At 42.7% G+C, this 21708-nt stretch carries 23 protein-coding genes, 1 tRNA gene and 1 pseudogene; 14 read left to right on the plus strand and 11 right to left on the minus strand.

What is annotated here, in order from left to right; genetic code table 11:
- The 4 genes and pseudogenes from NAF17_RS17360 to NAF17_RS17375 all read left to right on the plus strand — a co-directional run.
- The coding region (locus NAF17_RS17360) for a potassium-transporting ATPase subunit C (protein WP_252759397.1) at positions 1-130 on the plus strand (130 nt) is incomplete at its 5' end.
- A gap of 229 nt (positions 131-359) precedes the next feature.
- Positions 360-629: pseudogene (locus tag NAF17_RS17365) on the plus strand (outer membrane beta-barrel protein); the annotation flags it as partial.
- Between the two features lie 59 nt (positions 630-688).
- Positions 689-1801, plus strand: coding sequence for a sensor protein KdpD (locus tag NAF17_RS17370; RefSeq protein ID WP_252759296.1), 1113 nt, complete (start codon positions 689-691; stop codon positions 1799-1801).
- A complete protein-coding gene (locus NAF17_RS17375) occupies positions 1798-3561 on the plus strand; it encodes a HAMP domain-containing sensor histidine kinase (RefSeq protein ID WP_252759297.1) in 1764 nt (587 codons plus the stop codon). Before NAF17_RS17370 ends, NAF17_RS17375 begins: the two co-directional genes overlap by 4 nt.
- 10 nt (positions 3562-3571) lie before the next feature.
- Here the strand turns inward: NAF17_RS17375 and NAF17_RS17380 are convergent, their stop codons facing one another.
- The 5 genes from NAF17_RS17380 to NAF17_RS17400 all read right to left on the minus strand — a co-directional run bounded on the left by NAF17_RS17380 (position 3572) and on the right by NAF17_RS17400 (position 8610).
- Positions 3572-4549 carry a GlxA family transcriptional regulator gene (locus tag NAF17_RS17380; RefSeq protein ID WP_252759298.1) on the minus strand — a complete coding sequence of 326 codons (978 nt, stop codon included), beginning with the start codon at positions 4547-4549 and terminating at the stop codon, positions 3572-3574.
- Between the two features lie 442 nt (positions 4550-4991).
- A complete protein-coding gene (locus NAF17_RS17385) occupies positions 4992-6959 on the minus strand; it encodes a KUP/HAK/KT family potassium transporter (protein WP_252759299.1) in 1968 nt (655 codons plus the stop codon).
- 760 nt (positions 6960-7719) lie between these two features.
- Positions 7720-7968 (minus strand): GIY-YIG nuclease family protein, encoded by a 249-nt coding sequence (locus tag NAF17_RS17390; protein ID WP_252759300.1) that lies wholly within the window; start codon positions 7966-7968, stop codon positions 7720-7722.
- Between the two features lie 37 nt (positions 7969-8005).
- A tRNA-Val gene (locus NAF17_RS17395) sits at positions 8006-8080 on the minus strand.
- A gap of 131 nt (positions 8081-8211) precedes the next feature.
- A complete protein-coding gene (locus tag NAF17_RS17400; RefSeq protein WP_252759301.1) occupies positions 8212-8610 on the minus strand; it encodes a hypothetical protein in 399 nt (132 codons plus the stop codon).
- A gap of 330 nt (positions 8611-8940) precedes the next feature.
- Between NAF17_RS17400 and NAF17_RS17405 the strand changes: the two genes are divergently transcribed.
- On the plus strand, positions 8941-9630 hold the full coding sequence (locus tag NAF17_RS17405) for a ferritin-like domain-containing protein (protein ID WP_252759302.1): 690 nt from the start codon (positions 8941-8943) through the stop codon (positions 9628-9630).
- Between the two features lie 11 nt (positions 9631-9641).
- Complete coding sequence (locus NAF17_RS17410; RefSeq protein WP_252759303.1) at positions 9642-10493, plus strand: ferritin-like domain-containing protein; 852 nt, start codon at positions 9642-9644, stop codon at positions 10491-10493.
- 116 nt (positions 10494-10609) lie between these two features.
- Here the strand turns inward: NAF17_RS17410 and NAF17_RS17415 are convergent, their stop codons facing one another.
- Entirely contained in the window at positions 10610-12424 is a 1815-nt protein-coding gene (locus tag NAF17_RS17415; protein ID WP_252759304.1) for a DUF6600 domain-containing protein, read from the minus strand.
- A 179-nt stretch (positions 12425-12603) separates the two neighbouring features.
- Between NAF17_RS17415 and NAF17_RS17420 the strand changes: the two genes are divergently transcribed.
- On the plus strand, positions 12604-13566 hold the full coding sequence (locus NAF17_RS17420) for an isopenicillin N synthase family dioxygenase (protein WP_252759305.1): 963 nt from the start codon (positions 12604-12606) through the stop codon (positions 13564-13566).
- Positions 13567-13625: 59 nt separating this feature from the next.
- On the opposite strand, the gene NAF17_RS17425 is transcribed toward NAF17_RS17420, so the two are convergent.
- Together NAF17_RS17425 and NAF17_RS17430 are read right to left on the minus strand one after the other, a co-directional pair.
- The gene (locus tag NAF17_RS17425; protein WP_252759306.1) at positions 13626-13844 is read right to left on the minus strand and encodes a glycine zipper domain-containing protein; all 219 of its coding nucleotides are present in this window, start codon (positions 13842-13844) and stop codon (positions 13626-13628) included.
- A gap of 9 nt (positions 13845-13853) precedes the next feature.
- The gene (locus tag NAF17_RS17430; RefSeq protein WP_252759307.1) at positions 13854-14135 is read right to left on the minus strand and encodes an ATP-dependent Clp protease adaptor ClpS; all 282 of its coding nucleotides are present in this window, start codon (positions 14133-14135) and stop codon (positions 13854-13856) included.
- A gap of 104 nt (positions 14136-14239) precedes the next feature.
- Between NAF17_RS17430 and NAF17_RS17435 the strand changes: the two genes are divergently transcribed.
- Both NAF17_RS17435 and NAF17_RS17440 read left to right on the plus strand, forming a co-directional pair.
- A complete protein-coding gene (locus NAF17_RS17435) occupies positions 14240-14482 on the plus strand; it encodes a hypothetical protein (RefSeq protein WP_252759308.1) in 243 nt (80 codons plus the stop codon).
- 69 nt (positions 14483-14551) lie between these two features.
- Positions 14552-15013: a DOMON domain-containing protein gene (locus NAF17_RS17440; RefSeq protein ID WP_252759309.1), complete on the plus strand. Its 462-nt coding sequence runs from the start codon at positions 14552-14554 to the stop codon at positions 15011-15013.
- Between the two features lie 65 nt (positions 15014-15078).
- Here the strand turns inward: NAF17_RS17440 and NAF17_RS17445 are convergent, their stop codons facing one another.
- The 3 genes from NAF17_RS17445 to NAF17_RS18175 all read right to left on the minus strand — a co-directional run bounded on the left by NAF17_RS17445 (position 15079) and on the right by NAF17_RS18175 (position 18660).
- On the minus strand, positions 15079-17772 hold the full coding sequence (locus NAF17_RS17445; RefSeq protein WP_252759310.1) for a TonB-dependent receptor plug domain-containing protein: 2694 nt from the start codon (positions 17770-17772) through the stop codon (positions 15079-15081).
- Between the two features lie 63 nt (positions 17773-17835).
- Positions 17836-18372 carry a dCTP deaminase gene (gene dcd / locus NAF17_RS17450; RefSeq protein ID WP_252759311.1) on the minus strand — a complete coding sequence of 179 codons (537 nt, stop codon included), beginning with the start codon at positions 18370-18372 and terminating at the stop codon, positions 17836-17838.
- A gap of 165 nt (positions 18373-18537) precedes the next feature.
- Positions 18538-18660 carry a hypothetical protein gene (locus NAF17_RS18175; RefSeq protein ID WP_256474553.1) on the minus strand — a complete coding sequence of 41 codons (123 nt, stop codon included), beginning with the start codon at positions 18658-18660 and terminating at the stop codon, positions 18538-18540.
- 141 nt (positions 18661-18801) lie between these two features.
- On the opposite strand from NAF17_RS18175, the gene NAF17_RS17455 reads away from it, so the two are divergent.
- From NAF17_RS17455 to NAF17_RS17475, 5 genes are all read left to right on the plus strand, one after another.
- On the plus strand, positions 18802-19440 hold the full coding sequence (locus NAF17_RS17455) for a 4'-phosphopantetheinyl transferase family protein (RefSeq protein ID WP_252759312.1): 639 nt from the start codon (positions 18802-18804) through the stop codon (positions 19438-19440).
- Positions 19441-19505: 65 nt separating this feature from the next.
- Complete coding sequence (gene lipB, locus NAF17_RS17460) at positions 19506-20234, plus strand: lipoyl(octanoyl) transferase LipB (RefSeq protein WP_252759313.1); 729 nt, start codon at positions 19506-19508, stop codon at positions 20232-20234.
- Positions 20235-20260: 26 nt separating this feature from the next.
- Positions 20261-20956, plus strand: a complete 696-nt coding sequence (locus NAF17_RS17465) for an SGNH/GDSL hydrolase family protein (protein ID WP_252759314.1) — start codon at positions 20261-20263, stop codon at positions 20954-20956.
- Positions 20957-21179: 223 nt separating this feature from the next.
- Complete coding sequence (locus tag NAF17_RS17470; RefSeq protein WP_252759315.1) at positions 21180-21335, plus strand: SGNH/GDSL hydrolase family protein; 156 nt, start codon at positions 21180-21182, stop codon at positions 21333-21335.
- Positions 21336-21371: 36 nt separating this feature from the next.
- Complete coding sequence (locus NAF17_RS17475; protein WP_252759316.1) at positions 21372-21632, plus strand: SGNH/GDSL hydrolase family protein; 261 nt, start codon at positions 21372-21374, stop codon at positions 21630-21632.
- The last annotated feature ends 76 nt before the right edge of the window (positions 21633-21708 follow it).

Below are 21708 nucleotides of genomic sequence, written 5' to 3' on the forward strand. Positions count from 1 at the left end.
CGGCCTTGATGTGGAAGCAGTGAACGCATTGGTAAACCAGCATACCGAAAACCCGCTATTGGGCCTGTTTGGACCCGCAAAAGTGAACGTTTTAAAATTGAATGTAGCACTTGATGAATTAAAAAAATAACTGCCTCTAATTACATATATATAGCTTGCCGCACAGCAAATTGTGCTGTGCGGTTTCAATCATACTAATATGAATAAAGTACATCAACCTGTTTAGCTGTAAAACATAAGGTACCATCATCGACCTAACCACCGCTTACCAAATTACGGATGCCCTTAAATAAGGGCTGAATGGCGCAAGCTTCTTGGCACCCGCTGCTGTAAAAAGTGGTTTTTAGGGTGTAGCATTATACCCGCAATTAGCAGTGTCAAAAGATGTAATTTTAGGCTTAAGGGGCGAATACATTAAAACTAAAAGCGGTGGCTTTGTAACCACAGGCCCACCGGCAGGCGAATCTATCACCGCGTTTACTATAACCGCAAATATTAAAGCAGGCCCGTTAAATTTGATACCCGAGGTTAGGTTAGATAACGACTCGACAGCGCAGTTCTTCAACAAAAATGCAGGGCCAACAAAACAGGCTTCGCAATTTTTAGTAGCTGCGGTTTACGCATTTTAAGGGCCTCACCTAGATCCTCTCCTTTGGAGAGGATCTAGGTGAGGTAACAAAATAAAACAATGGCAGAAAAAGACACATCCGTAAAAAATTTCCTCGATCTGGTGAAAAAATCCAGGCGGGGTAAGCTGAAGATCTACATCGGCATGAGTGCCGGTGTGGGTAAAAGCTACAGGATGCTACAGGAAGCCCACGCTTTGCAACGCAATGGCATAGGTTATATAGAAACTCATAACCGCGCCGAAACCCATGCCTTGCTGGATGGCCTGCCCATTATTGCCCGCCGTAAAACCTTCTACAAGGGCAAGGAATTGGAAGAAATGGATCTGCAAGCCATCATTAACCGCCACCCCGAGGTTCTTATTGTGGATGAACTTGCCCATAGCAATATCGAGGGCAGTAAAAACTCCAAACGCTGGCAGGATGTGTTGGATATTTTAGAGGCCGGCATTAGCGTGATAACCGCGGTAAACATCCAGCACCTCGAAAGCCTGAACGAGGACGAAGAGCAGATAACCGGCATTGCCATTACCGAACTCATCCCCGATAAAATATTAGACCTGGCAGATGAAATGGTGAACATAGACCTAACCGCCGATGAATTGGTGGACAGGTTGACGGAAGGCAAGATCTACGAAAAAGCAAAAATTGAAGGCGCCCTGCAAAACTTTTTCCATAGTGATACGATCCTGCAACTGCGGGAGCTGGCTTTAAAAGAAGTTGCCCACCATGTAGAGCGCAAGATAGATAACGAGATCCCAAAGCAGATCAAACTTCGCCCTGAGAAATCCCTGTCCTGTACCTCTTCCAATGCCGAAACGGTTAAGATCGTTATCCGCAAAATCGCCCGGTTGGCTTCCTACTACCGGTCGCCGTGGATTGTGCTTTACGTACAAAGCAGCAGTGAAAGTTTAGACAGGATAAAACCGGATAAGCAACGCTACCTCATTAACAATTTTAAACTGGCTACCGAGCTTGGTGCCGAACTCATCAAGCTGAAAAGCGACGCCATTACCCAAACAATTATGAAAGTAGCCGAAGAAAAAGAAGTGACTTCCATTTGCATTGGCAAGCCCCATTTAAATTTATGGCAGGTTATATTAAGAACAGCTATATTTAACGAGTTACTAAACAAGATTGCGCTAACAGAAACTGACCTGGTCATATTATCATGAAAGTAAGAACTAAACTCCGGTTAGGCTTCGGCTTTTTATTTATAGTGGTGCTATTTTTTGGCGCTACCGCCTTGTTTTATATCCGCGATATCTCCGAAAACTCTAAGGTGATTCTGAAGAATAACTACGAATCGCTGAGTTTTGCAAGGGAAATTCGGACTATTTTAGACGACAACGACCTGCCGCTTAGCACCGCAGCTACAGCAAAGTTTAACGATTACCTGCTAAAACAGGAAAATAACATCACCGAGCCCGGCGAAAGCAAGTATACCACCAATCTTCGCGCCTCATTTGAAGAACTTAAAAAACTGCCACCCAACACCCCGGCAGAACAGCACGCAGACCGTACTGTACGCCATAGCCTGCGCGAGATCGAGCAATTAAACATGCAAGCCATCGTCCGTAAGGACAACAACGCCCGTGCATCGGTAAAAAGTGCGACATTGTTTCTTGGGCTGGTGGGCACTTTTACATTCCTGGTGCTGTTTAGCTTTAGCGTGAATTTCCCGGGATACATCGCCAATCCGCTTAAGGCATTGTTAGATGGGATCCGTGAGATTGGCCAGGGCAATTATGGCAAACGCCTGCATTTTGAACAAAACGATGAGTTTGCCGAGGTAGCAAATGCCTTTAACTTAATGGCTGCCAGGTTAAATGATTGGGAGAATAGCAACCTGGCAACGGTAATATCCGAGAAACGACGCATCGAAACCATCATAGATCAGATGCAGGATGCCATTATAGGCGTGAACGAAAAGCAGGAGGTGCTTTTCATGAATGATGCCGCCCGTAAAACACTGAATATTACGGGTGATAAGGTGATTGGCCAAAACACAGCCAACCTCGCTAAAAATAACGATCTGCTAAAATCTATCCTGAAGGATGATGCCGGTATTAAACCATTCAAAATTGTGCTGGATAGCCGCGAAATGTATTTCCAGATGCAGAGCAGCGATATTGTAGTACCCAATATGCAGGAGAAAAAAGGCGCGCTGCAACTGGCAAACCGCTCGGCAGGTAAGGTTTATATTCTTAAAAACATCACCGAGTTTAAAGAACGCGACGAGGCCAAAACAAATTTTATTGCAACCATATCTCATGAGCTAAAAACCCCTATCGCATCCATAAAAATGAGCCTGCAATTGCTAAACGACCAGCGCGTGGGCACCATTAACAGCGAGCAGGAACAATTGGTTAACCACATCAAAGATGATAACGACCGCCTGTTAAAAATAACCAGCGAATTGCTGGAGCTTTCGCAGGTAGAAACCGGTAATATCCAACTCAACTTTGTGCCGGTAAACCCGATGCAGATAGTTAATTATGCCATCACATCCATCAAGTTCCAGGCAGATCAAAAACAGGTACAGTTGGAGATACTAAAAGATGATGATTTGCCCGAGGTGCAGGTAGATATCGAAAAAACGGCCTGGGTGCTTGTCAATTTCCTATCCAACGCTTTACGCTACAGTGCCGAGAAATCAAAAATTGAGATCCGGGTAACCGCCAAAAACAAGCAAGTGCAATTCGCGGTGAAAGACTTTGGAAAAGGTATCGACGAAACTTACCAGAAACGCCTGTTCGACCGCTACTTCCAGGTACCGACTGATGGGCAAAACAAATCAGGTTCGGGCCTTGGCCTGGCTATTTCTAAAGATTTTATAAACGCGCAAGGCGGTACTATAGGTGTTGAAAGTGAGATTGGGGCAGGCAGCAGGTTTTATTTTGCGTTGCCAATAACCAATGCCTCAGGCGAGTAACTTAAGGCTTTTAAGCCGCGGCCTGCCTGTTATATTTATTTTTATAATTAATAGGCGATAGCCCGGTTAACTTTTTAAACACCGTTCTAAACGCTTTTACATCGGTATAACCAACATCGTACATAACTTCTGATATATTCTTAGCGGAATTTTCGAGTTCTTTTTTTGCTGCTTCTACCTTTACCCTTTGTATATATTCGGCGGGGGTATTATTTGTGGCCTTTTTAAAACGCCTTTCAAAATGGCGCTTTCCAATGGCAAACTTATCTGCCAGTTCGTCAACAGAAAATTTTAATGTGTAATTTTCCTCAATATACTCCTGCGCTAATTTAACAGACTCGTCTTCGTGCTTTTTTTGCCCGTTAAACATCACAAACGGCGATTGGCTTTTTCTGTCTATTTCTATCGCGAAAAATTTGGCTGCCATAATAGACATTTCGCGCCCGGCATATTTCTCTACAATGTGGAGCAACAAATTCCAGTAACTGCTTGCGCCGCCGCTTGAGTAAAGGCCATCTGCCTCGGTAATGATACTACCCTCGGTCATGGTAACCTTAGGGAACATCTCCCTAAAATCATTTGCCGAAAGCCAGTGCGTAGAACACGATTTACCATCAAGCAAACCGGTAGATGCTAATAGGAACGCACCAAGGCAAAGTGATGCTACCTCCGCGCCGTTTTTGTGTTGAGTTACGATCCAGGGCAACAACTCTTCGTTAAGCCGTAACATGGTTTTCATATCTCCCGCTAAAGCCGGTATAACCACCAAGTCGGTTTTTTTAAGATCTTTTATCAGCACATCTGTTTTAACCGAAAAGCTGCCGCTGTTTAATGGCACATGCTCGGTAAGCCCTACTAATTGCACATTAAACAAGGGATGCTTGCCCGAATTAATGAGGAATTGATTTACCGCGGTAAACATATAGCGAGGATCAACCACAGATGAAGGCACCGATTCATACGGCACTAAAATAGAAATGTGTTTCATAATTACCTGATGATGTTACAGGACGAGGTTTATTCTATTAAATTTAATGAATTAACCTTAAATAAAAATTAAAAGCTACGGCACTTCTTGTCCGGTTTTCCTTTATTTTAAAAAAGTACTTTGCGAGATAGTCGGTCTAACTACATTTATAGTAATTATAAATCTACTATTACGTAATACAAAAAAAAGGTTATTATAAACCCCTGTTAACTAATGTATAGTAGATAAATATTGAATAGGATTGTAGATTACTGTTATTTGATTCGGATTTTGATGTAAGTTATACATACAGCTTACCTTTATTTTTTAAAAGGTAAATTACGCAGTACCTTATAAATAAATAGTCAAACTGTGAAGCAATACTCTTTGAAGCAAAAAACCTTCCCATTGTGGAAGGTTTTATCAGCAATATAGTAATCTATTTTGTTTTAATTAAATTAGTTTAATTCGGTTCTACTCTTATTAAAACAATATTACTTACCGGTTTAACAATAAGCGGTATTTTTTCAATGCGGGTTTCGCTAGTATCCAGCCCAAACGCTTTGGCTTCGCTTTGGGCTAATTTTTTGATCGCAAAATAACTATTCAATATAAACCCTTCCCGTACACTGAATTCATTATTATAGGATAGAAATTTTTCCATGATCACAAATTGAAAATCGGCTGCGAGGTTAAAGTGGCTTAAAGATGCATACTTGCTGGTTATATCGAGCTCATTCCTTGCAACCATTTCTTCTACAACTTTTCTAAAAAGCAAATTGATACGAGGTTGGATTCTAAATCCTAACCGGAACTCCACCCTGATTACTTTATCATTTTCCATCTCATCCACCGTATATTCCATAGTGTACGGTTCATCGGTGCGCTCAATATGTATAAACCAGTAAACGTCAGCTCTTTTTGGCTTTCTGCTTAATATGGAATACATTATTTTTTGCTCGATTTGCTTACTGTTGTTGGCCTTTGTTAAGTAAATCAAATGTGTTGCATATTTTGAAACAGTCTGATCAGCACTTAATGCTTTAAGAAAAGGAATTTGTTCTTTCAGATCAATAAAATGGAGAAACCGGTTATTGATCTTACGAGCCCTAAACCAGATATACATGGTAAAAATCAATCCAAATTCAAAGAAAAGAAAGAACAACCTTTTTAGTAATTTAACGGCATTAGTAACAAAAAAAGAAAACTCTACAGTAAAGAACACGCAAAGAATAATAGTAACCAGCCATACTGGCCAATGCTTTACGTAACGCATAAAATAATACATTAATATTGTAGTCATCAACATAGCGATAGTAATAGAGAAACCGTAGGCACTGGTCATGTTAGCAGATGTGCGGAAATATAAGGAAACCGCGATACAGCCAAAACACAAAATCCAGTTGATACTTGGAATATAGATCTGCCCGCGAATATTTGACGGGTATTTCACCGTTATGCGTGGCCAGAAATTCATACTGATTGCCTCGCTTATCAACGTAAACGATCCGCTTATTAACGCCTGGCTTGCAATAATAGTTGCTAAGGTTGCAATAGCTATACTTGGTATTAGAAAAAAATGTGGTACAATCTCGAAGAAAGGATTGACCCCGTTAAAATTTTTAGTAACCGGCTGCATTAATACCCATGCCCCCTGGCCAAGGTAATTTAGCATTAATGCGGTTTTTACAAATATCCAGGTAACCTGAATGTTTTTTCTGCCACAATGGCCCAAATCAGAATACAAAGCTTCAGCTCCTGTTGTACATAAAAAAACAGCTCCTAATAGCCAGAAACCATTGGGATGATATATCAATAACCGCGCACCATAATATGGGTTGAGGGCTTTAAATATTTGCGGATAATGCATCAGCTGTATTATACCTAAAATGCTAAGCATTGAAAACCAAATTAGCATAACAGGCCCAAAACACGAGCCCACAATCTTGGTCCCAAATTGCTGGAAGAAGAACAGGACGATCATTATGGAAATCACAATAATTAAAACCAGATTATTTCCTGGAACAATCTCCTTCGCAAAAGCCGGCACAAGGTTCAAACCTTCAATAGCCGAAGTAACTGAGATAGGAGGAGTAATGATCCCGTCTGCAAGTAAGGTGCCTGCACCTATAATTGCTGGTATTGCAAGCCATTTACCATATCTTCTGACTAGCGCATACAACGAGAAAATTCCACCCTCGCCACGGTTATCCGCCTGTAAGGTTATGATAATATATTTGAATGTTGTTTGTAAGGTAAGAGTCCAAAAAATACAAGAAATGGAACCCAAAACAAGGTCTGCATTAACTTTTCCGCCCTCGATGAGTAAAGTTTGAAAAACATATAAAGGTGATGTTCCAATATCTCCAAAAATTATACCCAATGTAACCAGCATTCCTGCTGCTGAAAGTTTCTTTAAATGTGAATTCATGTGTTAATTTAATAAAACCAGCTATGGTCCAATATGGTGTAATAATTAAATAAATTGGTGTGTGATGGCGGATAGATTTCGTGATAGTCATGGGAAGGTCGAAATTTTTCTAATAAAGGAAAGGTTACGGTAATATAATTCATTACCAAAACCGAGTTGAATGCTTTATTTTTTAATAGAAAAAATCGCTCAGATATGGCTATCCTTTTACTTTTTACTAATGAATTCCCTGAAGATATGACAATAACTATGTGATTTACTGATTCGTTAATAAGCGTTATAAAATTATTTGTAGAATTCAAATGACCTAACTGTATATCCGAAATTTCATTTGTTAAAAATTCTTTAAAAAAACCCAAATTGGGGAGTGGTACAAATTGCATTTTCCACAATAGGCGAAAACCATACCATTTTGGCAAAAGCTTTACTAATAATTTATATATGAGGCATATATGATTTTTAATTTTTATAAACTTTTTTCAAAGCTTACCGAAATGGAAGGGTCAATCCCCAAAATGGTAGGGATGGCATGGTTTATGAGCCAAATCGAAGCCGTTAACAAGAAGTATTATTCCTTTCATTTTACAAAGTTAATTAAAGCCATATAATACTGCTGAGTCGTAAGAGTAAGTTTACTTTTACGCGAGACGTCCTGCGAGTCGAGCGAGGGTCTGAGCAAAAATAGTACGCAGGCTTTGTGGGAGTTACTGGGTTCGAACCAGTGACCCTCCCGATGTAAAATCGGGATGATCTGAACCAGCTATTTTATTGTAGAAATTAGTTGTTCTATCATTTTTCTGCTTTTCCAAGCCTTTATTTGCCGTTCTCTTCTTCCAGCTTCTTCTTTCGTAAGATGTGGCTCCAACCATTTGATTATCCAATCCGGTGCCCTGCCTGTAAACCCTTTATGATAAGAATTATGCTTTTTTAAACGCTCTTCCACGTTGGATGTTGACCCAACATAATATTTATTAAGCGATTGCGAATAAAGTATATAAGTGAAAAACATATTATACAAAAAAGCCTCACATTTCTGTGAGGCTTTGTGGGAGTTACTGGGTTCGAACCAGTGACCCTCTGCTTGTAAGGCAGATGCTCTGAACCAGCTGAGCTAAACTCCCTTTGGTTTTCCTTAAAAGATGGGCGAATGCCCGTTCGTTTTGGGATTGCAAATATAGAAATTACAGCCTATTCGTCAAAAAAATATTTCAAATAATTTATAATTGGTACATATACAGCTTATTGTATTTAATTACATGGCTATATTTTGGCTTCCGCGGGGGTCTTCGGGTAAAATTTCCATCTCCGGAAACTCGATATAATCTGCATACCACTGTATTGCACCTACTACATCAAGCGAATCATCGGCAGTAATGTTTATGGTTTCAAAGGCATACAGCTTAGCATTGGCATAGCCATAAAGCTGAATTTCGCTTTCGGTTGGGGTAAAACGGTCTTCGGTAAGGCAATATACGCGAATCTTTAATCCGGTATCGCGCGAGTGTATCACATCCCTGCAAGGGTTGTTGGGATCGGTAGCCAATAAATACACATTGTAATCCATAATGTTTATAACATTGGTAGTTATAATAAGTTTCCAATAATTTATTATAGCGGTAAATGTATAAGTGTAAGTGTAATTATTTGGCATATAGCTTCAGGGAATATAATTTCTACAGTGTGGGAAGCCATTTCTACATCCAAAATATGGCATATTTAAAAAAAAATTTTTTTAAGCAAATTTGGGCTGCTTGCAATTGGGCACCAGGTTTGTATACACTTTAAGAACCCTTCTAAAAGGGAGTTTTTCATAGGTAGATGTAGGGCCGAAATACTGCGAGAGTGTTTCGGCCTTTTTTGTGCCTTGTACTTTCCTCACTCCCTTTTGCTATAAACGACACTTTTTAAAATCCGAGTTAAAACTTTGGTCGTAAGTGCTTGTATTATAAGTAATATAAAATAACTACTAAACACCAACTTTATGAAAACAGAACTTAACCCAACAACAGACGGGGCAAATATGGCCAGAAGGTCGTTTTTGCGCTATGCGGGTGCAAGCGCAGCGGGTATAGCCTTAATAGGCTCTGCGGCATCATGTAAGAAAGACAGGATCATGACAACCGATGGTATTGACATTGGCAGTGGCGACATTGGTATATTAAATTATGCTTATGCGCTTGAACAGTTAGAGGCTTCGTTTTACCTACAAGTAATTGCAACCCCTTACAGCGGAATGACTTCCGTGGAAACTACCTATTTGACAGACATTCGTGACCACGAGGTTTTGCACCGCGATTTCTTTAAAGCAGCCATTGGCGCTAAGGCGATTGGCATGCTAACAACCGATTTCTCTACAATTAATTTTAGCAGCCGTGCATCAGTGCTTGCTGCAGCTAAATTGTTAGAAGATACCGGTGTACGTGCTTATGATGGTGCCGGCTATTTAATTAAAGACCCGGGTTATTTAACCATTGCAGGTAAAATTGTATCTGTAGAGGCAAGGCATGCTGCTTTAATATCTAATCTGATAGCTCCGGGAAGTTTTGTTGGAGATGACCAGGTAGACATAAATGGCTTGAATAAATCAAATACTATTGCCGAAGTATTAGGCGCTGCTAACGGTTTCTTAAAAACCAAAGTAAACGCGGTTAACTATAATTATAAAGCTTAAAACACATCGCCATGAATTTATTTAATATAATAGACGAAATAGAAAAAGTTGATCCCGAAATACGCGACAGGTTAAACCCACGCCGTGCTGCGATCAAAAATATAACCAGCTTTGGTTCAAAAGTAGCTGTTGCTGCTATGCCATTTGCAATTGGTACCATGTTTAAAAAAGCATATGGCCAAAGTTCAACATCTGTTACTGAAGTTTTAAACTTTGCCTTAACTTTAGAACACCTTGAGGCTGCATTTTACAATGCAGGTGCTGCAAAAGCTGGCTTAATACCTGCTGCCGACAGCGCTTATTTAAACCTGATCAAAAGGGATGAGAATGCTCACGTAAAGTTTTTACAAGGTGTTATTACCACCCTTGGCGGTATGCCTGTAACCCCGGCTACTTATGATTTTACAGGTGGTAATAACAAAGGTAACGGCCCGTTTGCAGATGTGCTTTCAAACTACGCTACATTTTTAGCGGTAGCACAAGTGCTTGAAGATACAGGTGTACGTGCTTATAAAGGCCAGGCGCCAAACCTTATTGGTAACAAGGATATCCTTACCCCTGCGTTATCAATACACGCTGTTGAGGCACGCCACGCAGCTGCCATCCGTCAACTGCGCCGCAGTTTAGGCCAGGCACCTACCATTAAACCTTATATTGTTAGTTCGGCTACTTTAGGTAACGATACCGGTGTACCTGCCGCTAACAACAACTACAAAGGCGAAGAAAACGTAACACAAGGTGGCGTTAATTTAGTTACTGCACTTGGTGTTTCTGTCCAGGTAGCTACCGCATCTTTTGATGAGCCATTATCAAAAGAAGATGTTGTTGCATTAGTAGTTGGATCATTTATAGTTACTAATTAGTATTTTAATACTGATGTTATAATGAAACGACCGGCAATATGCCGGTCGTTTTTTTGTTTGACATAATGTGGCAACAAAAAAGCACGGGAATAATACCCGTGCTTTTTGCTTTTATTTTAGTTTCTTACGGGCCTGCCACTACTTGCCGGTGCTGATTCTGCCGGTTGCGGTTGCTGCCTTTGCTGGTCCTGTTGCTGGCGTTGCTGAACTTGCTGTTGCTGGCGCTGTTGATCCTGTTGCTGGCGTTGCTGAACTTGCTGTTGCTGTTGCTGGCGCTGTTGATCCTGTTGTTGGCGCACTTGCTGTTGCTGCTGAACTTGCTGTTGCTGGCGCTGTTGATCCTGCTGCTGGCGGGCTTGCTGTTGTTGAACCTGCTGTTGCTGGCGTTGCTGATCCTGTTGTTGACGAACCTGTTGTTGCTGCTGAACTTGCTGTTGCTGGCGTTGCTGATCCTGTTGTTGACGAACCTGCTGTTGCTGCTGAACTTGCTGTTGCTGGCGCTGCTGATCCTGTTGTTGACGAACCTGTTGTTGCTGCTGAACTTGCTGTTGCTGGCGTTGCTGATCCTGTTGTTGCCTTTGCTGCTCCTGTTGTTGGCGGGCCTGTTCGCGTTGTTGCGCCTGTGCATCATCGCTAACCCCGGGGCGTGTCCCTCTGCCTGGTCGTTGTCCCTGTTGTTGCTGCTGTTGGCGTTGCTGATCGGCAACTTGTTTTTGCTGGTCGGTTTGCTGCTGGGTAGCTTGTTGTTGCTGGGTTTGTTGTTCGCGCTGCTGCCTTTGCTGATCACGTTGCTGTTGTTGGCGAACCTGTTGTTGCTGCGCATCACCTTGTTGCCTGTCAACATTTCGCTGTTGCTGTACATCACCGGATACCGGGCGGCTACCACGGTTTGGCCTGTTACCATTGTTGTTATTATCGGGCAATACATTGCCCGGGGTTGTGCCGGGGCGGTTGTTATTGGCCGGGTTATTACGCTGTGGCCTGCCATCAACATTTGCATTGTTATTATTTACCCTTACAATTTTGCCATCGGGGTTATTGGTCCTTGCTGCTTCGGCCAGTTTAGAGGCATTGGCAGGGTTATAACGTGTACCACGGCTGCGGTCAGTGCCGCCAATACGCTGTGCAGGGTTTTGCTGCCTGTAGGCCGCGCCATCTACCACCCTTGCAGGGCGTGCATTAGTATTATCCCTCACCCCCGGCCTGTATACATTAATATTATTGTTATTAATTGTAGTGCGCGATGGCCTGCTTACGTTAGTAATATTATACACCCTTACCGGCCTGTTGCTGTAACGCTGTATATCCTCGCGCCTTGGGCTGTAGTAGCTATTGTTATTATAAGTATAGCGGTTACGCACCCAATTGGTGTTGCGGATAATTACGCTTACCCTGTTATACGGCACGTAGTAATTATACACGTTTGGATAGTTAATATAAGCGTATGGTGCAAACACCCAATAATTATCACTTATAGCATAGTTATTATCATCATAATAGGTATCATAATTCATATTGGGTTGCATTGGCGCCCAGCCGTAATAACCACCGCCATCTCTCCAGTTTACCCAAGCCGGTGCCCATGCGCTACCCGGCGACCATTCCCAGCCATAGTAATTATCGTAGTGCCACCTGCCGTAGTGGAAGGCTGCCCATCCCCATGGGTAATCAGACACCCAAGTATTACCTGCATCCGTCATAGCCCAATATCCACGGGTAGCATAGGGTTTAAAATCTTCCTCAACATTCGGGATCCAAACATTACCATATTGCTGGTCGTAGATCCAGGTGCCGTAGGGTTGCAGCTCGTCATAAAATTGCTGGTCAGATATATATTGGCCCTCCTGCTGGGCCATAATCCTGCTTGATGCGCAGGATGTGAACAAAAACGCCAATAACGCTATGCCCAATATTTTATTTAAGATTTTCATACTATGAGATTTAATATAACTGATATATTGTATTTGACTGGTTATTAATTCAAACGTTTAACCGGCTATTTGTTTTAAAGGCAATGTTATAAAACAAATCCGTCAAAACAGATATTTTATATACTGTCACCATTATCTACGCAAAAAATAGATAATTTTGCCTTATAATATTCAACCCTATGAGTACAATAAACATCCCGCGCCTCGATCTTAACACCTATATAAACGGCACTGCCGATGAGCGCAAAGCGTTTTCGGACAGCATTGGTAAAGCATTTAACGAAACAGGTTTTGTAACCATCACCAACCACGGATTAAGTAAGGAGTTGATTGATAAGCTTTATACAGAAGTTAAAGTACTTTTTGCTTTATCGCAAGATGTAAAAGACAAATACGAGATCCGGGGATTGGCAGGCCAGCGCGGTTACACCGGCAAAAACAAAGAAACCGCCAAAGGCTTTAAAGTGCCCGATCTGAAAGAATTTTGGCAGATTGGACAAACCGTAACCGATGGCGACCCTATAAAAAAATTGTACCCGGATAATATCCAGGTAGCCGAAAAGCCCGGGTTTAACACTACCACTTTAGAAGTTTATAAAAAGCTGGAAGCAGCAGGCGCACACCTGTTACGCGCCATTGCGGTATACTTAGTGCTTGATGAAAATTATTTTGATGATAAGGTGCATAACGGTAACTCCATATTACGCACCTTGCATTACTTCCCTATAGAAAACCCGGATGCATTGCCTGACGATGCCGTACGCGCCGGTGCACATGAGGACATTAACCTGATAACCCTTTTAATTGGTGCCAGTGCCGATGGGCTTGAATTGCTAACCCGCGATAACCAATGGTTCCCGGTTACAGCCTTTGGTGAGGACCTTGTGGTGAACGTTGGCGATATGCTGCAGCGCTTAACCAATAACAAACTAAAATCTACCACGCACAGGGTGGTTAACCCACCGCGCGATCAGATGAAGAACTCTCGTTTTTCGGTACCGTTTTTCCTGCACCCAAAAACCAGTATGGATCTTACCAGCCTGCCATCAACCATTGATGAGCAGCACCCAAAACTATATACCGACACAACCGCCGGCGAATATCTCGACGAACGTTTACGCGAAATTGGGTTAAAAATGTAACCAAACTAAAACGCCTCTTTGTGGATCCGCAAAGAGGCGTTTTAAAGTCGTTTTAAAGTCTATTTTTGGTGATTTTGATCAGTATTTTCTTCGTCGAAATTACCCTTATTTTCATAACCGATATTTGCATTATCCCGGGCGTTTTGTTTTGCGGAACGGGCATCAAGGGTTATGCCAACAGCCATGCCTACTATCATACCAATAGCAAGTTTATGGAATACCACTCCCAACACTATTCCTATTGTTAAATACAGGAGGAAATTATTTTTCTTTTTCATGCTAATGGACTATTCTACGCTAACGGTAAGGCCTTCCTGCTGAAGTATTTTGCGGTAGATCTCCATCTCGGTGAATGAGCCTTCCAGTACCGCGCATTTGCCCTCGTTATGCACCTTCCAGGCAATTTTTTCGCCCTGTGATTCGGTATAATCCAGGTATTTCATCATGCAGTGGATAACGTTTTCAAAGGTATTATGATCATCGTTCCACAAAATAAGACGGTGCATTTCTTTAAGCCCGGCTAATATTTCCTCTAAGGTGAGTGTCTCTTCCTGTACTTCAGTTGGCATATGTATTAGCAAATTTACTCAAAAACAGCAATAAAAGCGTTAAAATGATGGTTATCGTTTTATAAAAATTACACGCAACACACTTATCCTTAATAAATCACAAAATGAAACGTAGCGCCACATTGCTGCTAATAGCAGCCTTTGCTTTTACAGGCACGGCTAAATCGCAATCAAAACTAAGCCAAAAACTTTTACAGCCACCTGCAAGCATTGTTGTTAACGGCAACCTAAAAAACCGGGGCGATAGCCTGCGTTACCATAACGACGATAAAAACATCAATTACACGCTATCCAATGATGTAGAAAACCTATACGCCGCCATCCGCATCAGCGACCGTTTAGAGTAGGCGCGTGTTTTAAACGCAGGTATTACTTTAAGCATAGATACCAAAGGCAAAAAGAAGGAAACCTTTAGCATGACCTTCCCACTGCGTTACCCTGGTAGCCCCGCACCTGCATTTACAGGCCAAAAAGATGACGGTGGCGATATTACCAAAGAAGAGCGCGACGAACTGATGCGGGAACGCATTACCACCCTGCGCAGTATAAAAATGACTGGCTTTAAGGATATTGAGAACGAGATGATCACCACATCAAACACCTACGGTATAAAAGTGGCTATCGACTACGATGCAAACGGTAACTTCGTGTACGAAGCAGCTATTCCCCTTAAATTCTTCCATGCCGATGATCTTGCCAAAAATGATTGGGCGTTCAACTTTAAAATAAACGGCATGCAAAAACCCGAACGTGAAACCGAAGGTGGTGATGTCCAAAAGAACGGCCGCGGAGGAATGGGCCGAGGCGGCGCACAAGGCGGCGATGCCAACCGCGGCGAGATCTTTAAATCAATAGATTTTGGGAGAAGTTCTTGTTAAGTCAAAAATAAAATTCAAAACTCCAAGTCAAAAAATCGCCGGGCGATTTTTTGACTTTTGACTTACTACTCTACCTTATATCTTAATACCTGCCTGCCAATATCACCTTCGCTATCAATCCCCTCAATTACCACACGATAGTTTCCTTTGCCGGCGTTAAAATAATCTACAGATGATTTGCCGCCGACTGTAACTATGTTTGGTTTCCAGTAGATGGTGGTACGCAGGTCGGCAAGGGTTTGGCGGTTTTTAACATCGTACTTTGGTGAATAGAACACGCGCGAACGGTAAATGCCTTTAGGCGCATATGGTTTTATGCCACGGCCAAATGTTTGCGGGTACTCAACAGGCTCATCGCCGCGTTTTGTGGTGATGACCAACACGCCGCTACTACCCTGGCTTCCATATATGGCATAGCTGCCAATATTACGCAGCACTTCTATCGATTGTACATCATTAACATTTAAGGTATTTATAGCATTTAGGCTGGAGTTCAACCCATCTATGACCACCAGCATCCGGCCACCGCCACGTGTAGTGTATGGGATTCCATTGCGGAATACCACACCAAGCAAGCGCCCCTGCAGGCAATCGCCCAATTGGAGGCAACCCATACTAAAAAAATCTTTGGCCAAAAATACCTGGTCGGCATTACCAGGTCCGTTTAGGTTTGCCGAATGCTTAAGGACATTCCGTTTCTCTATTATTATCACCTCGCGCAGGCTGATGACGTGGTTACCCAACCCATATTTCATTTGCTCGTAATACAAAGCCTTGCTGCTTTGCGCATAAGTGGTTAGGAAGGTATTGTTGGTTAGCTTAAAATCGGCTATGCTTTTATAATTAGCCGTTGGCGGCGGCGGGATGCTATCCATGGTGATTACCACATCGCGCTTGTTTTTAGCATTACGTGCCTGGATCAAAAATTTAACGCTATCAGCAAACATTACGTCGTTAAAGGCAAAGCGGCCGTTCACGTCAGTAAGCGTCTCTACCTGTAATAAGCCGTCGTCAAAGTTTATCAGCTCTACCTTCCCCCTTGCAACCGGGCTGCCCGATGGTGTGGTTACCCTGCCGGATATGGTAAAGTTTTTTTGATCCAAGTACTTATTTTCAGTTTGATTTGTACTTAACACATCTTGCCACTCGTATCTATGATAGCCCTGGGTAAGCATTAAAGCATCCAGATCGGCGCGGATTTTATCGTTTTTATTATTAAAGTAATAGGCAGGCTGCTCTATGTATCCTTTAAGATCAGACGTTAGCAGCAGGTTAGCTAAAATATTGTTCTCGCTAGTCTCATCAACCGGCACTTTGCTTTCATCAGTTACGGCTATAGAGAAACTGCCCACAGCGGGTTTACCCCCGTTATCTTTTGCATCGATATTTAAAATTATCTTTTGCCTTGGCGAGTAGCTTTGTTTATCGGCATTTACGGTTAAATTAAGCTTGTCTTCGGGGTTATCTATAAACACCAAACGTTCGTTTAGCGGTGTGCCCGACGATGAAAATAGCGTAAACTGTGCTATCCCCGATGGAAATTTATTCTTTGCCACCGTTGCCGAGAATGCCGTGCTGCCCGGCTTGCTCTTAGCCGCATAATAAACCTTGCCGCCGTTTTTGCCAATTAAACTAAACTGAGCGCTATTTTGCTTTGTAGTACTTACTACCACTTTTAAATCCGGGCCGAAGGTGGAAATATTGAGCACAAAACCGTTATCAGCAGCTGTCGGCAAATTAACTGATGCTTTTGAACCATCGGCATAAATCAGGTTTGCTTTATAAGTATTACCAGCCCCGGGCGTAAAGTCAAATAAACCCATTCCAAGGTGGGCCGTGTTTAATGTTGCAACTTGTTTGCCTTTGCTATCTGTAACCGTACCTTTTATATCAACACCAAGTCCATCGGTGCCTATTGCCTTAAAAGCTACTTTGGTTTCAATCCCGTTAACCATTACACCGCCTTCCGGGAAAAACTGCACATCGGCATGCCCGGCTATCGCCCTTATGGGGATGCTTTTATAAACCATGCCCCTCTGGCCTGTCCCGCTCAAGCCGGTCACTATTCTGCCCGATTTAAGCAGTTCGGCATTGTCTGCGGGCAAATTAACATACAGGTTACCATTGGCATCCGTTACACCTTTGCCTTTTGTAACAATAGCATTGTTAAGCATAATAGAATAAATTACCGCATTGCCGGAGTACGCCGCGCCGTTGGCATCGGTATAATTAATATCGGCAGTAATGGCATTGCGCCCGTTTTGATTAGTACTGGTAAAAGTTGTTTTAGTAAATACTTTATTGGTGAGGATGTTGGTGATGCTAATGGCCTTATCAAAAAAATAATCACTACCCGCATTAAGCATGTATTGGGTGTACGCTCTAATTCGATAGTTTCCCTTGTGCAGGGTATCCGGCAGTGCGAAATCGCCGTAGGCAAGGCCATCTCTAACCTGCAGTTTTATGTTTTGTTTGATGGCGTCCTGGTCATCTATCAGCTCCACATTCAATATGCCGCTATCGGGTTGCAGGCGGTGCTGCGGGCCGGTAATTACGTAAGCCTTAAACCAGATATCATCGCCTGCGGCATAGTATGGTTTATCAAATTGCAGGTGTACTTTTTCGGTGGGATGCGTGCCCGTCCATTTATCCAGCTGGCGCTGTACGGTGGCAATTATATCGTCATCGGCGCTAAAACTAAAAGCGCCAATACTGCCAATGGCCAGTAACAGGCCGGCTATAATACGTTTGTAAGCCATACATTTACAGGTAAATTACAATACAAAACAATGCTACGCAATAATTGTGATTTACCTGCAGTATTAAAACTTATTCTTCCACATCATGCTCTCTACCGGGCGGGTGGTAGGGTTGTTATATTTAGCGTTGCTTTTGGTGTTGTATAGGGTTTCAATCTCGCCCTCAACCACAAAATAGATCAGTTGACCGATTGGCATGCCGGCATAGATCTTAACAGGTTGGGCGCATGAGATCTCCAGCGTCCAGGTATTACAAAAGCCCACATCGCCTTTACCGGCGGTTGCATGGATATCAATACCCAAACGGCCTGTACTTGATTTCCCTTCCAGGAAAGGAACGTGTTTGTGCGTTTCGGTATATTCAACCGTTACACCCAGGTACAGCGTATTGGGTTGTAATACAAAGCCTTCCTTTGGTATCTCGAAACCAATAATTTCATTATGTAGTTTGGCATCCAGCACGCGGTCTTTATAAGTGGCCAGGTGCTTGCCCAAATGCACATCGTAAGAGTTTGTGCCCAGGCATTCCGGTTTAAACGGCTCAATAATAATACTCCCTTTTTCAATCTCTTCGAGGATGCGCTTGTCTGATAAAATCATATAAAAAATACTGGGCTTAAAATTAAGATTATTTGCCTTAACCGCCAACAGGTATTACACCCTTTATTGCCCCAAAAACGACAAAAACCGCTTTGTACAAAGTATAAAGTGGCCAATTGCACCACCGATTGGCAATGCTCACTCACACTGATCCTACCCCAGGTTTTAAAGCGCTTTTCGTACGCAGATATGTTTTGCTGCACTGTTTTCGGCAACGCGTTGTTTGATGCAGCCCTCTGTTATGGCCACAGCAAATAAAACGGCGGCCGATATGTATATCTTCTTCATTTTATGTTAATTGTGATGCAAAAAAAATTAGTGCCTGTATGACTTACGTTTATACCCATTAGTTACAGGCCGAAATAATTAACGTTAATTATTATATTTAGTTGATACAATTTGGCTGCCTTTTTTGCAATTTTACCATCCATGGCTATAGCGTACCGACAACAGATTGACGATGATACAGAGTTTGCGCTGTGGAGGATAGAAGAAACCGCCGACGAACTATACAAACAACTTCAGCTTAACGATACCGAGAAAGCCTACACCAAAATAATAAGCAAAAACAAGCGCTACCTGCACTGGCTGGGCACCCGCGTTCTACTCCGCAAAATGCTGGGTACCGATGATTACATCGATGCTAAAGTCGACAGTCATGGCAAACCTTATTTGGTGAGCCTGCCCTATCACATCTCGCTTAGCCACTCGTTTGATTATGCCGCGGTGATGATCAGCAAGACGCGACCCGTGGGTATTGATATTGAACAGATAAAAGAAAAAGTAGAGCGGATAGCCCACAAGTTTTTACTGCCGCACGAATTAAATTTTATACCCGATCAGCATAAAATTCAGCAGCTTTACGTTTGCTGGTGCGCTAAAGAGGCCGTTTATAAATGCTACGGACAAAAAGAGGTATCGTTTGCAGATAATATATCTTTGCAGCCCTTTACGTTTCAGCACCACGACGTGCTGCAGGCCAAACTTCACAAGGGCAAAGTTGATATTGACTACGAGGTTGGCTACATGCAGTACGAAGATTATATGATAGGATACGTGAAAGGATGATGAAGATGCGCGGATGCATAGGCATTTTTATAAATTCCATAAATTCGAGTTCAGATTAATAATAGATGCAGAACAAAAAAGTAATTTTTCAGGATTGGGGATTAACGGATTACCAGATGGCCTGGGACCGCCAGGAAAAGCTATTTGGCGAAACCGTTAAACTGAAGACTGAGACCCGTAACCGCAACTTGGCGCATGCCGGTGGCGATGAGCCGATTGAAGATGCCATTACCCCCAACTACCTTGTTTTTTGCGAACACCCGCACGTTTATACCCTCGGCAAAAGTGGCAAGGCAGAGCACCTGCTTTTAGATGAACAGGGCTTAAAAGAAAAAAACGCCGTTTATTACCCCATTAATCGCGGTGGCGACATCACCTACCATGGCCCCGGCCAATTGGTGAGTTACCCCATTTTAGATCTCGACAACTTTTTCACCGATATTCATCTATACCTGCGCACGCTGGAAGATGCTATTATCCTCACCCTTGCGGATTATGACCTAACCGCAGGCCGTTACCTTGGCTATACCGGTGTTTGGTTTGATGCCGATAACGAGCGTGCCCGCAAAATTTGCGCTATGGGAGTACGCTGCAGCCGCTGGGTAACCATGCACGGGCTAGCCTTTAACGTAAACCCCGATCTTGACTATTTTAAGAATATCGTCCCTTGCGGGATTGATGACAAAGCCGTAACGTCCATGCAGGCCGAACTTGGGCACCCGGTTGATATGAACGAAGTTAAAAAAATCCTAAAGCATCATATTTCCGTACTTTTTGGTATGGAGATGATATAATGCGGATACTAACCATACTTTTTTTGATGGCCACGCTTGCGGCCTGTACTAAAGCACCCGTGCCTATACTAGCGGCCGTGCAAAACACAAATAACAATATGCCTGCAACAGACACTTTAACTTACCTGGCCCTTGGCGATTCTTACACGTTTGGCGAATCGGTTCCTGTTGCACAATCATTTCCTTATCAATTGGCAGCAAACCTTAGGGCAGGCAACCATTTTGCAACCAGTCCCGATATTATTGCCGTTACCGGATGGACCACCGGCAATCTTAAACAAGGCATAATCCAGCGCGGTATCACCAAACACGATTATAGCATCGTTACCCTGCTTATAGGTGTGAACAACCAGTTTCGTGGGTATAGCCAGGATGATTATCGTAAAGAGTTTACCGAACTATTAAACATTGCCATTAATTATGCAGGCGGAAACAAGAAGCATGTTTTTGTACTCTCTATCCCTGACTGGGGCGTTACCCCATTCGCTAAAAATGGTGGTTATGATGCGCTAAAGGTTGGTGCAGAGATTGACCAGTTTAACGCCATCAACAAACAGGAAACCGAAAAACTGGGCGTAAGCTATGTAGACATCACCCCCGCATCCCGCCGCGCAAGCTACATCTCGGACCTGATAGCCAATGATGGACTACACCCATCGGGCAGTATGTACAGCCTTTGGGTATCGCAGTTATTACCAATCGTAAATGCGCAGGTAAAATAGCAGGTTTATATTAAATTTAAGTACGAAAATTACGCTTTGCTTTCTATTGGCTATTTTGGCATCAGGGACGGTTTTTTGCCAACCTACTAAAGCAAACCATGCAATTGCCGATTCGGTGAGGTACCTGGCCATGGGCGACTCTTACACCGTAGACCGCTTTGTGCCAACTGCGTAAAGCATTTCTTACCAGCTTGCAGTCACCTTAAAAAGCACGGGTATAAACGTGGCCGTGCCTGTTGTGCTTGCGCAAAACGGCTGGCGTACAGACGAGTTATTGCAAAGGATTGCCGGTACTTCAAAAAACGAAACTTTTGATTTTGTAAACTTGCTGATTGGTGTTAATAATCAGTACCAAAACAAAAACCACGAAACCTATTAAACAGAATTTACTTAAATACTTACTGCAGCCGTTGTTATGGCAAAAGGTAATCCCCAACACGTTTTTGTACTATCAATACCCGACTGGAGGTTTACCCCCTTCGCCAATGGCCGCAACCTGGATAAAATTACCACAGAAATTGATGAATATAACGTGATAAACAAAGCAGTAGCTGATGCTGCAAAGGTACATTACATCAACATAACCGGCCTGTCCCGAACGAACGGTATGAACACCGACCTGGTTACCACCGACCACCTGCACTCATCTGCCAAAATGTACAGCTGGAGGGTATAAAAAATCGTAAAAGAAGTTGTAAAGGAATTTAAGTAGTGATACTCATGATTTATTAAACCACGACATTATGTCTTTA

It is taken from the genome of Mucilaginibacter aurantiaciroseus (assembly GCF_024055595.1).
Classification (GTDB): domain Bacteria; phylum Bacteroidota; class Bacteroidia; order Sphingobacteriales; family Sphingobacteriaceae; genus Mucilaginibacter; species Mucilaginibacter aurantiaciroseus.

What these genes read in the sequence shown, in the direction of transcription:
- NAF17_RS17370 (WP_252759296.1), top strand. Translation starts at nt 689, where the DNA reads ATGGCAGAAAAAGACACATCCGTAAAAAATTTCCTCGATCTGGTGAAA.
- NAF17_RS17375 (WP_252759297.1), top strand. Translation starts at nt 1,798, where the DNA reads ATGAAAGTAAGAACTAAACTCCGGTTAGGCTTCGGCTTTTTATTTATA.
- NAF17_RS17380 (WP_252759298.1), bottom strand. Translation starts at nt 4,549, where the DNA reads ATGAAACACATTTCTATTTTAGTGCCGTATGAATCGGTGCCTTCATCT.
- NAF17_RS17385 (WP_252759299.1), bottom strand. Translation starts at nt 6,959, where the DNA reads ATGAATTCACATTTAAAGAAACTTTCAGCAGCAGGAATGCTGGTTACA.
- NAF17_RS17390 (WP_252759300.1), bottom strand. Translation starts at nt 7,968, where the DNA reads ATGTTTTTCACTTATATACTTTATTCGCAATCGCTTAATAAATATTAT.
- NAF17_RS17400 (WP_252759301.1), bottom strand. Translation starts at nt 8,610, where the DNA reads ATGCCAAATAATTACACTTACACTTATACATTTACCGCTATAATAAAT.
- NAF17_RS17405 (WP_252759302.1), top strand. Translation starts at nt 8,941, where the DNA reads ATGAAAACAGAACTTAACCCAACAACAGACGGGGCAAATATGGCCAGA.
- NAF17_RS17410 (WP_252759303.1), top strand. Translation starts at nt 9,642, where the DNA reads ATGAATTTATTTAATATAATAGACGAAATAGAAAAAGTTGATCCCGAA.
- NAF17_RS17415 (WP_252759304.1), bottom strand. Translation starts at nt 12,424, where the DNA reads ATGAAAATCTTAAATAAAATATTGGGCATAGCGTTATTGGCGTTTTTG.
- NAF17_RS17420 (WP_252759305.1), top strand. Translation starts at nt 12,604, where the DNA reads ATGAGTACAATAAACATCCCGCGCCTCGATCTTAACACCTATATAAAC.
- NAF17_RS17425 (WP_252759306.1), bottom strand. Translation starts at nt 13,844, where the DNA reads ATGAAAAAGAAAAATAATTTCCTCCTGTATTTAACAATAGGAATAGTG.
- NAF17_RS17430 (WP_252759307.1), bottom strand. Translation starts at nt 14,135, where the DNA reads ATGCCAACTGAAGTACAGGAAGAGACACTCACCTTAGAGGAAATATTA.
- NAF17_RS17435 (WP_252759308.1), top strand. Translation starts at nt 14,240, where the DNA reads ATGAAACGTAGCGCCACATTGCTGCTAATAGCAGCCTTTGCTTTTACA.
- NAF17_RS17440 (WP_252759309.1), top strand. Translation starts at nt 14,552, where the DNA reads ATGACCTTCCCACTGCGTTACCCTGGTAGCCCCGCACCTGCATTTACA.
- NAF17_RS17445 (WP_252759310.1), bottom strand. Translation starts at nt 17,772, where the DNA reads ATGGCTTACAAACGTATTATAGCCGGCCTGTTACTGGCCATTGGCAGT.
- dcd (WP_252759311.1), bottom strand. Translation starts at nt 18,372, where the DNA reads ATGATTTTATCAGACAAGCGCATCCTCGAAGAGATTGAAAAAGGGAGT.
- NAF17_RS18175 (WP_256474553.1), bottom strand. Translation starts at nt 18,660, where the DNA reads ATGAAGAAGATATACATATCGGCCGCCGTTTTATTTGCTGTGGCCATA.
- NAF17_RS17455 (WP_252759312.1), top strand. Translation starts at nt 18,802, where the DNA reads ATGGCTATAGCGTACCGACAACAGATTGACGATGATACAGAGTTTGCG.
- lipB (WP_252759313.1), top strand. Translation starts at nt 19,506, where the DNA reads ATGCAGAACAAAAAAGTAATTTTTCAGGATTGGGGATTAACGGATTAC.
- NAF17_RS17465 (WP_252759314.1), top strand. Translation starts at nt 20,261, where the DNA reads ATGGCCACGCTTGCGGCCTGTACTAAAGCACCCGTGCCTATACTAGCG.
- NAF17_RS17475 (WP_252759316.1), top strand. Translation starts at nt 21,372, where the DNA reads ATGGCAAAAGGTAATCCCCAACACGTTTTTGTACTATCAATACCCGAC.